The organism is Bacillus cereus group sp. BfR-BA-01522, from assembly GCF_022662635.1.
GTDB lineage: Bacteria > Bacillota > Bacilli > Bacillales > Bacillaceae_G > Bacillus_A > Bacillus_A cytotoxicus.
This window is the reverse complement of sequence record NZ_JAKUDY010000004.1, coordinates 241,386-256,464: the sequence shown is the minus strand read 5'-3', so window position 1 is coordinate 256,464 and position 15,079 is coordinate 241,386. Positions and strand designations below refer to the sequence as shown.

Here is a 15,079-nt window from a genome sequence, read left to right as displayed (position 1 = left end):
GGAAATTTCACTTAAATGTATAGACAACTACTCGTGTGTATATTAAGATGGAGTTAGGCAAATAGATAATTATAACAAGTAGGTATTTTATGGGAAAGGGTCGATGGAAATGAAAACGCAAGTTGTCATCAACGCCAAAATTTATACCGGTCAAGAAGTAATAGAAAGTGGATTTATTCGTTATGTAAAAACAATTACAGAAATTGGTTTGATGGCTCAATATGTACCACAAGAAGATGAAGTTGTTTTTGATGCAGAAGGAAAGATTATCATTCCAGGTATGATCGATGTTCATATTCATGGTGGATACGATATTGATGCGATGGATGCAAATAGCGATGGTTTAGTAACCCTTGGTCAAGAAATGTTAAAAGAAGGTGTTACAACTTACTTCCCAACAACAATGACACAAGCTCCAGAAGCGATTGAACGTGCGTTACGCGCTGCAAAAGAAGCGAAAGAAAAAGGAGCGCATTTTGAATATATTCATTTAGAAGGACCGTACGTTTCTAAAAAACGTGCAGGAGCACAACCGCTTGAACATATTGTCCCAGCGAATATTGAGCAATTTAAAAAGTGGCAAGAGGCGAGTGGGAATTTAATTAAATTGGTAACATATGCACCAGAAGAAGAAGGTGCAATTGAATTTGAAGAGTATTTAGCTGAAACAGGTGTTGTTGGTACGATAGGGCATACTGATGCAATCGATGAGCAATTAAAAAATAGAAAAATTACACATGCAACTCATTTATATAATCAAATGCGCGGTTTACATCACCGTGAGCCAGGAGTAGTTGGTCATGTGTTATTAAATCCAGAGATAATGGTTGAAATAATTACAGATGGTATTCATATTCACCCTGATATGGTGAAATTAGCATATAAATTAAAAGGCCCTAAAAAAATTAGCGTTATTACGGATGCAATGCGTGCAAAAGGTCTAGAAGATGGATTGTACGAGCTTGGTGGGCAACCAGTGCATGTAAAAGACGGAAGTGCTCGATTAGAAGATGGCACGTTAGCAGGTAGTATTTTGAAAATGGACCAAGCGTTTCGCAATGTAATTCAATTTACAGGATGTTCAATTGAAGACGCGGTACTGATGACATCAGTGAACCAAGCAGAAGAGTTTGGATTAATAAATAAAGGTGCATTAGCAGTAGGAAAAGATGCAGACTTCGTTGTAATGAATGAAGATTTACATGTATATGATACAGTTCGTTTAGGAATTCATATGAAGAAAGGGAAGGAATAAGATGAATATTCTTGTTGTAGAATCTCAAGAAAAATTAGCCGAAGCAGGTTATAAATTAATCGAAAATGTTGTAAAATCAAAGGGAAATCCAACTTTAGGAATGGCTACAGGAAGCTCTCCACTTGGAATTTATGCAGAAATAAGAAAAAATAAACTTGATACAAGCCATGTAACCACTGTAAACTTAGATGAGTACGTAAACTTACCACATGAAGATAAAAACAGCTATCATTATTTTATGAAAGAACAGCTGTTTGATCATCTTCCATTTAAAGCAACTTATGTACCGAACGGGATGGCAAACGATTTAGTGGAAGAGTGCAATCGTTATGAAGGCATTCTAGCAGCTAACCCAGTTGACTTACAGATTCTTGGAATCGGTGAAAACGGTCATATCGGATTTAATGAGCCAGGAACGCCATTTCATTCTCGAACTCATATTGTAGAATTAACAGAGTCTACACGCCAAGCGAACCGCCGCTTTTTTGAAAAAGAAGAAGATGTACCAACGCATGCAATTACGATGGGAATTGGAAGCATCATGAAAGCAAAGCAAATTCTACTTGTTGCTATGGGACCGAAAAAGGCGGAAGCAGTTAAAGAATTATTGCAAGGAGAGTATAGCGAAGCGTGTCCTGCTACAGTTCTGCAACGTCATCCGAATGTAACCGTAATCGCTGATCAAGAAGCTCTATCTTTATGCAGTGAGGCGATTGCTGATGAACATCGACAAGTATTCACCATTTCCGATCTATTATCAGATTCAAGAGTGGGTGAAACAGCTAATTGAGGACGGTGAATGGAAGCCGGGAGATAAAATTCCATCTGAAAATGAACTTTGTGATAAGTTTGAAGTAAGTCGTATGACAATTAGACAGGCAATTAATAACTTAGTGGAACAAGGATATTTATATCGAAAACGTGGAATTGGAACGTTTGTTCAACTTCCAAAAGTGGAGCAAAAACTGCAAGGGATGACGGGATTTACTGAAGATATGTTATCCCGTGGAATGAAACCGAGCAGTCAATTATTAAGTTTTCAGCTAGTTCCTGCTACTGCTAAAATAGCAGAGCGACTTAGAATACAAGAGGGAGAGTCGATTTATGAAGTGAGGCGTATTCGCTTAGCTGATGATGAACCGATTGCTTTTGAGACAACATATTTGTCGCCAACTCTTGTAAAAGATATTAACGAAGAAATTTTGCAACAATCTTTATACGAACATTTAGAGAAAAAATTAGGCTTTAAACTTGTTCGTGCTACGCAAACAATTGAAGCTTCAATTGCAACAGATGATGAAGCTGAACATCTGCACATACCTAAAAAAGCACCTGTGCTTGTAATGAGACAATGGTCATATGCAGAAGGAGAATTACCATTAGAGTACGTAAAATGCATTTATCGTGGTGATCGTTATAAGTTTATTACGAATATTTCACGAAATAAGTAATTTTACTTTGTGCAATATAAAAATACGACTCGTCCCTACTTGGAACGAGTCGTATTTTTATGTTGTGTAGCATTATAGTGTAAAACATGTTTTACAGCATCTTTTACAGAAGGAACAACATGTTTAGCATGCTTTTTCACTTCTTCATCAGCTTGTGACATGGCAAAACTGTGAGGTGTAAGGTGAAACATAGGGATATCATTGTAAGAGTCACCAATACAAGCGATTTCTTCAGGGGTGATTTGGAATTCTTCTGATAAAACGGAAATTGCTGAACCTTTACTGATATTTGGAGGCATAACATCTAAGCATTGTTCAGCAGAGATAAACGTGCTAACTTTGTTTTTAAATGTTTCGTTAATTTTCTTTTGAAGAATTTGTAAATCTTCTTTTGTACCACCCACAGAAATTTTATTTGGAAAAATCGTGTCATCAATTTTTTTTAATAAATTAGGTTCTTCAATGGAAGTCATTGTAACTTGTTTTTCAAGTTCATGGATAAAAGGTGTTTTTTCTTCAATGTAATAATTATGCTCATCACTTACATAACGAAAATAAGGTTCTTCATTTGTCATAGATAACAGATTAGGTAAAATTTCAGAATCAAATGTGGCAGATAATAATTGCTTATTTTCGTGTGTATATACAAAGACACCATTTACACTGATACGGTGGAAATGAGTGCCAACTTCTTTCATTAAATCAGCAATTTCATTATCTAGTCGACCAGAAGCAAAACAAAGAATTATATTGTGCTCTGCGAGGCTGCGAAGTGCCGCAATATCTTCTTTATCAATCAAGCCTCCATGCTGCATCATCGTACCGTCAATATCACTTACAAACATTTTAATCATTGTAGTCGTACTCCTTTCTACGTACGGTTGCTCTTACCATTATACGCATCTTGTGCAAACATGTCTAAAAAACGACTTTTTCGCGTACAGTAGATGTTTTCATTGACGAAAAAGAAGGATGTTCTGTAACATAAAGGCAGGCTATTTAAGGACGAGGGTGGTGTTATATGAATAATTGTCTAGAGATAAAAAAAGTTTTAAATAATAATGTTATCATCGCTAACCATCCTGAACATAAGGAAGTAGTAGTGATTGGTAAAGGGATTGGATTTGGAAAAAAAGCAAAAGATGTGCTCGAGCAGCAACAAATTGAAAAAATGTTTGTTTTAAAAAATGAACATGATCGTGAACAATATAAACTTTTAGTACCGCATGTAAGTGAACAGTTCATTGCACTAATGAATGATATTATGCTTTTTATTCAAGAAAAAGCACAAGCACCATTAAATGAACATATTCATATTGCTCTAACGGATCATATCTCTTTTGCGCTGAAAAGGCTAAAACAAGGTTTGACAATCGATAATCCTTTTTTAGTAGAAACGAAAATGCTGTATCCAAAAGAATATGAAATTGCCGCAGGTGTCGTGCAAATGCTGAATTCTCGTTTGCAAATTACATTGCCAGAAGGAGAAATAGGGTTTATTGCACTTCATATTTATAGCTCGCTTACAAACTCTGAGTTAGCTTCTGTAAATCAAAATTCCCGTCTTATTGTCCAATTGGTAACTTTAATTGAGACAAATTTACACCTTACATTAGATCCAGAAAGCATTCATTATTTACGTCTAATTCGTCATTTACAATATGCAATTGAACGGGTAAAAAAAGGGGAAAAAGTAGAAGAAGCACAAGGGTTTGCCGATTTATTAAAGGCTGAATATCCAGTTTACTATAATCTAGCATGGAAACTTGTTAAAGTCATGCAAAAGGAATTGCAACTCCCTGTATATGAAGCAGAAAGTATATATTTAACGATGCACTTGCAACGATTAGTAAAGGCAGAACGCGTCTAACAAGTATATAATTTTGTCTAAAATGAAAACGTTGAAAAAAATGATTGAATCGCTTACAATTGTTTTGTATAATAGGTTCTGCAAAGTTATACAAAATTCGACAAACAAATTAAAGCGAGTAGTAAAAATCTTTGCTTTAATAATAATGAAATTATACGTAAACTTATTTTTGACACGTGTTACTGATTCGATCAGGCATGAGTAGAAAAAAGTAAGGAATGTAAGCTAAAGAAAGGGATATACTACCTTTTGTATAGTTATCGTTCTGTCTTTTTTCCTCATGCCTTTTTGGCGTTTGTCGAAAAGTACAATATAGATAAGAGAGGAAGGTTTTCCATGTTTAAGAAGATCTTTGGTGTTCTTCAAAAAGTCGGAAAAGCGCTTATGCTTCCAGTAGCGATTTTACCGGCGGCAGGGATTTTACTTGGATTTGGTAACGCATTTCAAAATGAACAGTTAACAAATCTAATTCCTGCTTTAAAGGCAGATTGGTTTGTCATGGTTGCAAAAATCATGGAACAATCTGGCGACATTATATTTGCTAACCTTGCGCTATTATTTGCAGTTGGGGTAGCAATTGGTCTTGCAGGTGGAGACGGGGTAGCTGGATTAGCAGCATTCGTCGGCTACTTAATTATGAACAAAACGATGAGTGTGTTCTTAGAAGTAGACAAGTTCGTGAAAGTAACAAGTACAGGGACGGATCCAGTTAAAATTGGTTTCGCAGATCCTGCGTATGCAAATGTATTAGGGATTCCAACACTGCAAACAGGGGTGTTTGGCGGTATTATCGTTGGTATATTAGCAGCTTATTGCTACAATAAATATTTCAATATTGAATTGCCACCATACTTAGGTTTCTTTGCAGGTAAGCGTTTTGTACCAATTGCAACTGCAACATTTTCATTAATTTTAGGAATTTTAATGTGCTTTGTATGGCCATATATTCAAACTGTTTTAAATACATTCTCACATCAAATGATTGATGCGAATAAAACGTTAGCAGCATTTATTTTCGGATTAATTGAGCGATCATTAATTCCATTTGGATTACATCATATTTTCTATTCACCGTTTTGGTTTGAATTTGGTCAATACACAAATGCGGCAGGAGAGCTTGTACGCGGTGATCAAAAAATCTTTATGGCACAGTTAAAAGATGGTGTAGAATTAACAGCAGGTACATTTACAACTGGTAAGTATCCATTCATGATGTTTGGTCTTCCAGCAGCAGCATTAGCAATGTATCATGAAGCTCGTCCAGAAAATAAAAAATTAGCAGCTGGTATTTTAGGTTCTGCTGCGTTAACATCATTCTTAACAGGTATTACAGAACCGCTTGAATTCTCATTCCTATTCGTAGCACCAGTACTGTTTGGAATCCATGCAGTTTTTGCAGGTCTATCATTCATGACAATGCACATTTTAGGTGTTAAAATTGGTATGACATTCTCTGGTGGTTTAATTGACTTCTTACTATTTGGCGTGCTACCAGGACGTACACCATGGTGGTGGGTAATTATTGTCGGTCTTGCACTTGCAGTAATTTACTACTTCGGCTTCCGTTTTGCAATCCGTAAATGGAATTTAAAAACACCTGGCCGCGAAGTAACAACAGATACGAACGGTGCAGGAAAAACAGAAGCAGGAGAACTTCCACGTGAAGTATTAACAGCGCTTGGCGGTAAGGAAAATATTGCTTCTTTAGATGCTTGTATTACACGTTTACGTGTTCAAGTTAACGATCAAAAAAATGTAAATAAAGATCGTCTAAAAGAGCTTGGAGCAGCTGGAGTACTTGAAGTAGGAAATAATATTCAAGCAATCTTTGGACCGAAGTCTGATACGTTAAAATCACAAATTCATGATATTATGTCCGGCCGTACACCTCACGTAGAGAAAGAAGAGCCTGCAAAGGTAGAAGAAGTTGTACAAAAGTCTGATACAAATGAAACGCTTGTATCTCCAATGGAAGGTAAAATTTTACCGATTACAGAAGTACCTGATCAAGTGTTCTCAGGTAAAATGATGGGAGATGGCTTTGCGATTGAACCAACAGAAGGAGTAGTCGTATCCCCAGTAGATGGTGAAATCGTCAATGTATTCCCAACAAAACATGCAATTGGTATTCAATCTGAAGGCGGAAAAGAAATTTTAATTCACTTTGGTATTGATACTGTAAAATTAAATGGTGAAGGCTTTGAAGCTCTTGTTGCACAAGGTGATAAAGTGAAGCAAGGACAACCTTTATTAAAAGTAGATTTAGCATTTGTAAAAGAAAATGCACCGTCTACGATTACACCAGTTGTTTTTACAAATTTACAGCAAGGACAACAAGTGATATTGAAAAAAGAAGGAACTGTCAAGAAAGGCGAAGCCGCTATTATTGACATTCAGTAAGAAATTGACGCAAAATGTTTATAATTATAATAGGTGATGTGGTTGACCGAACATCACCTATTATATAAAATAGATAATGTAGTACTCACGTCTATACAACTAAAAATAATGTATTTAAAGGAGATAAATAACTATGGAAAAAATTTTTAAAGTAACTAGTGACTCAGGAATTCATGCTCGTCCAGCAACTCTACTTGTAAATACAGCAAGTAAATTCGGTGCTGACATTAACTTAGAATACAACGGAAAAAATGTTAACTTAAAATCAATCATGGGCGTTATGTCTTTAGGCATTCAACAAGGCGCGGAAATTAAAATCACTGCAAATGGTGATGATGCAGCTCAAGCACTAGCAGCTATCGAAGAAACAATGAAAAACGAAGGATTAGGAGAATAATGACTCTTCATATTCAAGGGATTGCTGCATCAAGTGGGATTGCTATTGCGAAGGCTTTCAGACTTGAGAATCCTGAATTTAACATTGAAAAGAAAACGATTACGGATGAAGCTGCAGAAATTACACGCTTAGAAGCTGCGTTAGAGAAGGCGAAATCTGAATTAGAAGCAATCAAAGACCACGCTTTCGCTGAGTTAGGTGCAGATAAAGCGGCTATCTTTGAAGCGCATTTACTAGTATTGAATGATCCGGAGTTGGTAAACCCAGTAAAGGATAAAGTGAAAAATGAAAAAGTAAATGCTGAATTCGCAATGGATGAAGTTGCAACGATGTTTATTACGATGTTTGAAAACATGGATAATGAATATATGAAAGAACGTGCAGCTGACATTCGTGATGTAACGAAACGTGTTCTTGCACACTTACTAGGAGTTAACTTCTCAAATCCAAGCACAATTTCCGAAGAAGTGATTATTATTGCTGAAGATTTAACACCATCTGATACGGCACAATTAAATCGCGCATATGCAAAAGGCTTTACAACTGATATCGGTGGACGTACATCTCACTCTGCAATTATGGCTCGCTCTATGGAAATTCCAGCTGTTGTTGGTACGAAAGTAGCTATGGAGAAAATTCAAAATGGCGATATCGTAATCATCGATGGATTAGATGGAGAAGTCATTGTAAACCCATCTGAAGAAACTCTTCGTACTTTTGAAGAAAAGAAAATAAAATTTGAAGAGCAAAAAGCTGAATGGGCGAAATTAAAAAATCAAGCTACTGTGACAAGCGATGGACATCATGTTGAACTTGTTGCAAACATCGGTACGCCAAATGATGTACAAGGTATCATTGACAACGGTGGAGAAGGCGTTGGTTTATACCGCACAGAATTCTTATATATGGGCCGTGATAACCTTCCGACAGAGGAAGAACAGTTCGAAGCATATAAAGCTGTTCTGGAAGGAGTAAAAGAAGGTCAACCAGTCGTTGTTCGTACACTTGACATTGGTGGAGATAAAGAGCTTCCATACTTACATTTACCAAAAGAAATGAACCCATTTTTAGGATACCGTGCAATTCGTTTATGCCTTGAAGAGCAAGATGTGTTCCGCACACAGCTTCGTGCATTACTTCGTGCTAGCGTATACGGTAACTTAAAAATTATGTTCCCAATGATTGCAACTCTTGCTGAATTCCGTCAAGCGAAAGCAATCTTATTAGAAGAGAAAGAAAAGCTTGTTAAAGCTGGTACAACAGTTTCTGATTCTATTGAAGTAGGTATGATGGTAGAAATACCAGCTTCGGCAGTATTAGCAGATCAATTTGCTAAAGAAGTTGATTTCTTCTCAATCGGAACTAATGATTTAATTCAATACACAATGGCTGCGGATCGCATGAATGAACGTGTATCTTACTTGTATCAACCATATAATCCAGCTATTTTACGTCTTGTAAAAATGGTAATCGATGCTGCTCATAAAGAAGGAAAATGGGCTGGTATGTGTGGTGAGATGGCAGGAGATTCACTTGCAATCCCGCTATTATTAGGTTTAGGATTAGATGAATTTAGTATGAGTGCAACATCTATCCTTCCTGCAAGAACACAATTAAGCAAATTGTCAAAAGCAGAAATGGAAGAGTTAGCACAAAAAGCATTAATGATGTCAACGGCTGAAGAAGTTGTTGAATTAGTAAAAAGTATTTAAGTACAAAAAACCTGAGGCCAATGAAATCGGTCTCAGGGCTTTTTTTGTACATAAAGTAGACAAGAGATTATTAGATAGCGATAGCAACAATATCATCTAGACAAACGCGTAAAAGTCCTGTGAAGTCATCTTCAAATCCATCTTCGCCGGCAGAGAATAATGCAACTCCATTGCAAAAACCTTGAAATATTACGTTATTGAATGTTCCGTTGTCTTTTAACGTAAGAAGGGAAATGTTAGTTCCTATTGCAACATTTTCAAGGACGTTGCATACAGAGAATCTTCTATCAAAGTTTCTATTAAAACGTCCCTTAAAATCTTCTTTTTCATGATGATGGCGATCTCTTTCTTTAAAGTTGTCACAACACCCAAAAGATCCAAACATACTCTTCATCACCCCTTTCATATTTATAATGTATGTGTTTTGTATAGGGGATGATTGGACAAAGCGTGCAGTTTTTACTAGGATATTTTCTTATTTTCATTCACTTGAAGTAGAGATAGTTTGAAGAGAAATATAAAAGGTTATTTTCTACATAAAATAAAGACCACCATAATAAAAGAAACAGGTAGTCTTTACGCTTTTTTACTTTTATATAAAACGATGACATATACGGGAAGGGCTAAAAGTAATGGTACGATAGATCGCGAGGTATGTACTCCCTCTTCTAGCTGGAATGCTTTTTCTTTTGAGAATTGCAATATTGCAATGTTTGTAGCATCGCCAATAAAGTATAGAAGTAACACAGTAACGGCATAGCTTAAAAATGCAATAAAGCTTCCACATGAATTCAATTAAAATCCCTCTCTTGTTATCTATTTGTTACTATTGTATCATAATTGTAACAAAAAATCACCCTTATATTCCAAATAGACGACGAAATTCGACATAATCCCTTGTTTTTTACTAAGCATAGATAAGTTTATCGCATGATTTCTAATAATGATGTCGAATTCAAATGACATATATTACAAATAGATGAAATAAAAAAACGAAGGGATTCACCTTCGTTTTTTTATTTTGCCCATTCTGTTACTTCTTCAACACTCATACGTGGTGCAGGATGACCTTTTAGGCTAGATTCACCAATTGTAATAAGCATAATTGGGACATAACGAGAAGAAATATGAAACTCTTCTATTAATGCTTGTGAATTAAAACCACCAATTGCACAAGTATCCCATCCAGTTGCTTTTGCTGCAAGCATAAGTTGCATTGCCGCTAAAGATGCATTTGAGAAAGCTGCATCTCGTGGATATTGCTCACGATTGTATGCAGATTCAATATTTTGAGCTAATCGCTCTTTCGCTTCTACTTTCATCAATCCTTGTTCCACAAGTGGGTTGTAGACCGTTTCCACGTTCTTATATGCTTCTAAATCACCTAAAATGGCTACTACAGCAGAGGCATCAAGAATTTGTTGTTGATTGTATGCGATTGGATGTAGGCGACTTTGAACATCCTTTCCTTGAAAAACAAGGAATTTCCAATGTTGTAAGTTCCAAGCAGATGGAGCTTGTGCAGCTGCTTTTAAAATTTGATGAAGTTCTTCAGCGGAAATCTCCTTTTCTGGATTGAATGCGCGATTCGATGTACGCTCGTATAAAACACTAAAGAAATCTTGCTTTGTCATGATATTTCCTCCAAATTACATATCAATTGTATAAAATAATGTCTATAAATTACTTATATTTAGTAAGTTGTCACTGTAAAGAATATAATATCTCTATTTTAATTGTCAAGTTTCTCGAATAGGAAGAAAGAGGGCGTTCGTACAAACGATATCCTTTGTGTAATCATACAATAGAAAGATAATTCACATTGGAGAATAGGGAAAATATAGCTCCTATCAGTAGGAGAATTCTTCGTCCTGCTGACGATTAAACCTCACCAATCAGGTTCTTTTGATGACAGTTTCCTATAAAGTAAGAAATTTCATTAATGAAGTTGTATAGGGGGCTTAATTCATTCATCAAGTTGTTACTGTCCTAAAATAGCGAGATAAAAGAATCGTGAGGAATTCAGTAGAACAAGATATATGAAGTGAGTGAAGAACAGTGATAAACATACTACATTTTTTATTAGAGAATACGGTTTTTCAAAATGTGTTGCAAGATCTGCGGTTGAATGTACTTTATATAGAAGAAGGCTGTAAACATCAACATGCAATAGAAAGTGTACATCCTAAATGTATGTTTATAGCTAGCAGTTTTGCAGAAGGGGAGAGATTATTTGAGAGGGTTCAGCCACAAGTTGTCATCATATATGTATCAGATAGTATACAAGTCGAACATATAAAACGGATATATGATTCGCAGATTGCTTTCATTGTAATTTGGGATCAGCCTGTGACAGCAAAATTTGTAGATATGTTGAAAATAGGGATACGGAACATGGTTCTCCCCCCAGTAACGCCACAAGCTGTATTAGAAGAAGTGAATAGAGGGCTCTATCAATTATCTTTACTACAGCAACTAGGCTTACAACAAGAGCTGTTGCAAATGATGTTTGATTTTCAAAATGATTTGTTATTTATTGTTGAAGATGATGAAATTATTGATTGTAATACGAATTTTTTGCACTTTTTTGGATATGAAAATTTGATGGCTTATCGTGAAAATCATATCGTGTTTGCAGAACATTTTATTCAAGAACATGGTTATTATGCTACAAACCATGACATAACTTGGCTCGATGATTCTTTATTACAAGCTAGAAAAATCAAAATGTATAATGATAAGGGAGAGGCGTTTGTTTTTTTATTACGTGCAGCTGCTTTACCAGAAGATGTATCTAGATTTATTGTAAAGTGTACAGATATTACAGAATTAGATGAGTTATATCAGGAACAAGAGCGTCTTGCTACAATTGATACTTTGACAGAAATATATAATCGTTTAAAGTTTCAACAAATATTAGAAGAAGTGTGGAAAAGTGCTCAGCGTAATCGTCAAAAAATAGCACTTATTTTCTTTGATATAGATGATTTTAAGAAGGTAAATGATACGTACGGGCATGATTTTGGTGACTTGGCCTTAATTCAGTTAGCTGAGCTGGTGAAAACAAAAATTGATTCCAAATATACGTTTGCGCGATGGGGGGGAGAAGAATTTGTTATACTCGTAACCGATACAACGGAAAAAGAAGCGTTTCAAGTTGCTGAATCATTACGTTTTTTTATTGAGACAAAACAATTCTCCAGTATTTCAAAGCTCACGGCGAGTTTTGGGGTTGCATTATACGAACAAGGGATAACGAAAGAAGAACTCATACAGCGCGCGGATATTGCGTTATATGAGGCGAAACAAAATGGGAAAAATCAAGTTCGTATATATAGAAAAGGAAAAATGTAATTTTTTCGCAACAAAGTGTTGCGATTTTTTTTGTTGCTTGATAATAGATAGGAGAGGAATCGTTTATAATGGAATAACCGTGGAGGTTTTGAAATGATAAAAAAGGTAGTTATTATGTTTTTGCTGTGTTTTCTCGTATTTGGGAGTGTATACTATTTTTGTAGAGAACCAAAAGAACAAAAATTACTAACTTCAAAGGTGACTCCTTCTGTACAATCTGAATTGCATGATTCTATAGAAGAAAAGAAGGAGTCACCGATTGATTATGCTAGTATCGCGCAAAAATTAGACCAATATTTAAAAGATAGAGCTTTTAATGGAACCGTTCTTGTTACAGATAAGGAACATATTATATTAAACAAGGGTTATGGGTATGCAGATGTTCAAAAGAAAATTGAAAATACACCACAAACGAAATACCGCATTGGTTCGATCACAAAAACTGTTGTTGCAACTTCAATTTTACAGCTTCAAGAGCAAGGGAAATTAAACATTCAAGATAATGTACATACATATATCCCTTCATTTCCAGCGGATAAAAATATTACATTATATCACTTGTTGACACATACTTCCGGTTTACCGGAGAAAGGGAAGGGACGAGTAAATCCTGCATCTCGTTTGAACTTAGTGAATTGGATTGGAAGTCAACAGCTAGAATTTCCAGCAGGAACAGGATGGAGATATACAGATTATAATTATATGGTGCTTGCCTATATTGTTGAAACGATATCCCAAAAGCCTTTAGGTGAATACATAAAAGAGAATATATTTGGACCAGCTGAAATGCATGAATCTGGGATGGGGAATGCGATGCCCGGAGAGCAGCATTTAGCCAAAGGATATAAAAAGCAAGATAATCTACTCGTACTTGCACCAAAATTAGGAATGGATTGGTTATATGGATGTGGTGAGATGTATACGACTGTTGGAGATATGAAAAAGCTAGATGAGGCAATTATAAATGGGAAACTTCTATCAAAGAAAAGTAGACAAGCGATGTTCACTCCTTCGCCTGAGCGCAAGTACGCATATAGTTTCTATATATATAATGATTATTTTCATAATCACGGCGTACTTGCTGGTTGGAATACATTTAATAACTTTAATAAAGATAAAGGGATTTTTGTTATTTTATTCTCGAATGTAAAAAATAGTATGGATGATGATTTTAATAAAGAGTTCCGAAAAATGGTTAGCGATTTATTAGAACAAAGGGGATGAGAATATGGAGCATAACATTTCATCAATTGGTTTTATTGGAACAGGTGTAATGGGAAAAAGCATGGTACATCATTTATTAAAAGGTGGTTATACAGTATATGTGTATAATCGTACGAAAGAAAAAGCAACTTCTTTAGTAAGAGAGGGGGCGAAATGGTGTGGTACGCCGAAAGATTTGGTGAAAAATGTTGATGTTGTTATGACAATGGTAGGATATCCACATGATGTAGAAGAAATATATTTTGGAGTAGATGGAATTTTAGCAAATGCAAAGGAAGGGATGATTGCGATTGATTTCACTACTTCTACACCAACATTAGCCAAAAGGATATATGAAGTTGGGAAAGAAAAAAATATATATGCTTTAGACGCTCCAGTCTCAGGAGGAGATATTGGTGCAAAGGAAGGGAAACTTGCTATTATGATTGGTGGAGACCAAGAAGTATATGAAGTTTGTTTCCCGCTTTTTAACATGTTAGGTGAAAATATTCAATTGCAAGGGCCAGCTGGGAGTGGTCAACATACAAAGATGTGTAATCAAATTGCAATTGCATCGAATATGATAGGTGTTTGTGAAGCGGTAGCATATGCACAAAAAGCCGGTTTAGACCCAGAGAAAGTATTGCAAAGCATTGCAACTGGAGCAGCTGGAAGTTGGTCTTTAAGCAATTTGGCTCCGCGTATGTTAAAAGGAGATTTTGAACCAGGTTTTTATGTAAAACATTTTATGAAAGATATGAAAATTGCATTAGATGAAGCAGAAAAGTTACAATTATCTGTACCTGGTTTATCGTTAGCAAAAGATTTATATGAGCAGTTAATTGAGGCTGGGGAAAGCAATAGTGGAACACAGGTATTATATAAAAAATATATAAGGGGGTAACATCAATGGATTTAGTGAAATTTGATGGAATGATTGATGCAGTGCAGAGAGCAACTTGCATACCGATTCATGATAAGCAAAAAGAAGCTTTTAAACAAAAATATGATTTTGAGCCTGAATTTGAATATGGTCGTGATGAAAATCAGCATTATGTTATTCGAACTTCGAAGAAAATGTTAGAAGAGATGGAGTTCTATTTAGCGTTAAAATATGATCGTGACGGAATTGATTTATATATGAGTGCGGAAATTGATGGAGTAAGTTATGTGTCTGTTAGCTATAGAGAAGATGCATTACATTTACAGGAGTTATTTCAGTTTTTAGAAGATAATAGATAAAAGTCTTCACATTGTAAAAAAGATCGTAAGGGGAACTGTCCTTACAATCTTTTTTATCATAATGAATGTGTTATCAATGTTATAAGGAAGCGGAACAAAGTTAAAAAGAGTGTTTAGAAAGGATATATGTGAATCGGTGTCCGAGAGGAAATACTTCTATAAAAAACCCCCACCAGAGTCTCGTGTAGAGGTAGG

15 protein-coding genes are annotated in these 15,079 nt (G+C 35.5%); 11 read left to right on the top strand and 4 right to left on the bottom strand.

What is annotated here, in order from left to right:
* Positions 1 to 109 precede the first annotated feature (109 nt).
* Genes nagA through phnF form a run of 3 tightly spaced genes read left to right on the top strand, consistent with a single transcriptional unit; the run spans position 110 to position 2,706 of the window.
* Complete coding sequence (nagA, locus tag MR059_RS08330) at positions 110 to 1,255, top strand: N-acetylglucosamine-6-phosphate deacetylase (protein WP_041810523.1); 1,146 nt, start codon at positions 110 to 112, stop codon at positions 1,253 to 1,255.
* Position 1,256: 1 nt separating this feature from the next.
* Positions 1,257 to 2,045, top strand: coding sequence for a glucosamine-6-phosphate deaminase (locus MR059_RS08325; protein ID WP_242161700.1), 789 nt, complete (start codon positions 1,257 to 1,259; stop codon positions 2,043 to 2,045).
* Positions 1,975 to 2,706 carry a phosphonate metabolism transcriptional regulator PhnF gene (phnF, locus tag MR059_RS08320; protein WP_081428398.1) on the top strand — a complete coding sequence of 244 codons (732 nt, stop codon included), beginning with the start codon at positions 1,975 to 1,977 and terminating at the stop codon, positions 2,704 to 2,706. The genes MR059_RS08325 and phnF overlap by 71 nt, the downstream gene beginning before the upstream one ends.
* A gap of 35 nt (positions 2,707 to 2,741) precedes the next feature.
* Here phnF and MR059_RS08315 read toward each other — a convergent pair whose 3' ends face one another.
* Positions 2,742 to 3,560 carry an HAD family hydrolase gene (locus tag MR059_RS08315; RefSeq protein WP_242161699.1) on the bottom strand — a complete coding sequence of 273 codons (819 nt, stop codon included), beginning with the start codon at positions 3,558 to 3,560 and terminating at the stop codon, positions 2,742 to 2,744.
* Between the two features lie 167 nt (positions 3,561 to 3,727).
* On the opposite strand from MR059_RS08315, the gene glcT reads away from it, so the two are divergent.
* The 4 genes from glcT to ptsP all read left to right on the top strand — a co-directional run bounded on the left by glcT (position 3,728) and on the right by ptsP (position 9,085).
* Positions 3,728 to 4,576, top strand: a complete 849-nt coding sequence (glcT, locus tag MR059_RS08310; RefSeq protein WP_048721784.1) for a glucose PTS transporter transcription antiterminator GlcT — start codon at positions 3,728 to 3,730, stop codon at positions 4,574 to 4,576.
* A 336-nt stretch (positions 4,577 to 4,912) separates the two neighbouring features.
* Positions 4,913 to 6,976 carry a glucose-specific PTS transporter subunit IIBC gene (ptsG, locus tag MR059_RS08305; RefSeq protein WP_012095206.1) on the top strand — a complete coding sequence of 688 codons (2,064 nt, stop codon included), beginning with the start codon at positions 4,913 to 4,915 and terminating at the stop codon, positions 6,974 to 6,976.
* A 133-nt stretch (positions 6,977 to 7,109) separates the two neighbouring features.
* Positions 7,110 to 7,373: a phosphocarrier protein HPr gene (gene ptsH / locus MR059_RS08300; protein WP_000411078.1), complete on the top strand. Its 264-nt coding sequence runs from the start codon at positions 7,110 to 7,112 to the stop codon at positions 7,371 to 7,373.
* Entirely contained in the window at positions 7,373 to 9,085 is a 1,713-nt protein-coding gene (gene ptsP, locus MR059_RS08295) for a phosphoenolpyruvate--protein phosphotransferase (protein WP_012095205.1), read from the top strand. The genes ptsH and ptsP overlap by 1 nt, the downstream gene beginning before the upstream one ends.
* Before the next feature lie 70 nt (positions 9,086 to 9,155).
* Here ptsP and MR059_RS08290 read toward each other — a convergent pair whose 3' ends face one another.
* The 3 genes from MR059_RS08290 to MR059_RS08280 form a co-directional block, all read right to left on the bottom strand.
* Complete coding sequence (locus tag MR059_RS08290; protein ID WP_048721790.1) at positions 9,156 to 9,470, bottom strand: DUF3915 family protein; 315 nt, start codon at positions 9,468 to 9,470, stop codon at positions 9,156 to 9,158.
* Between the two features lie 191 nt (positions 9,471 to 9,661).
* Positions 9,662 to 9,880 carry a hypothetical protein gene (locus MR059_RS08285; protein WP_012095203.1) on the bottom strand — a complete coding sequence of 73 codons (219 nt, stop codon included), beginning with the start codon at positions 9,878 to 9,880 and terminating at the stop codon, positions 9,662 to 9,664.
* A 221-nt stretch (positions 9,881 to 10,101) separates the two neighbouring features.
* A complete protein-coding gene (locus tag MR059_RS08280; RefSeq protein ID WP_012095202.1) occupies positions 10,102 to 10,719 on the bottom strand; it encodes a nitroreductase family protein in 618 nt (205 codons plus the stop codon).
* Between the two features lie 427 nt (positions 10,720 to 11,146).
* Between MR059_RS08280 and MR059_RS08275 the strand changes: the two genes are divergently transcribed.
* The 4 genes from MR059_RS08275 to MR059_RS08260 all read left to right on the top strand — a co-directional run bounded on the left by MR059_RS08275 (position 11,147) and on the right by MR059_RS08260 (position 14,884).
* Positions 11,147 to 12,439 (top strand): GGDEF domain-containing protein, encoded by a 1,293-nt coding sequence (locus MR059_RS08275; RefSeq protein WP_041810521.1) that lies wholly within the window; start codon positions 11,147 to 11,149, stop codon positions 12,437 to 12,439.
* Positions 12,440 to 12,532: 93 nt separating this feature from the next.
* Positions 12,533 to 13,663: a serine hydrolase domain-containing protein gene (locus MR059_RS08270; protein ID WP_242161698.1), complete on the top strand. Its 1,131-nt coding sequence runs from the start codon at positions 12,533 to 12,535 to the stop codon at positions 13,661 to 13,663.
* 4 nt (positions 13,664 to 13,667) lie between these two features.
* Positions 13,668 to 14,546: an NAD(P)-dependent oxidoreductase gene (locus tag MR059_RS08265; protein ID WP_012095199.1), complete on the top strand. Its 879-nt coding sequence runs from the start codon at positions 13,668 to 13,670 to the stop codon at positions 14,544 to 14,546.
* A 5-nt stretch (positions 14,547 to 14,551) separates the two neighbouring features.
* A complete protein-coding gene (locus MR059_RS08260; protein WP_012095198.1) occupies positions 14,552 to 14,884 on the top strand; it encodes a DUF3909 family protein in 333 nt (110 codons plus the stop codon).
* Positions 14,885 to 15,079 lie beyond the last annotated feature (195 nt).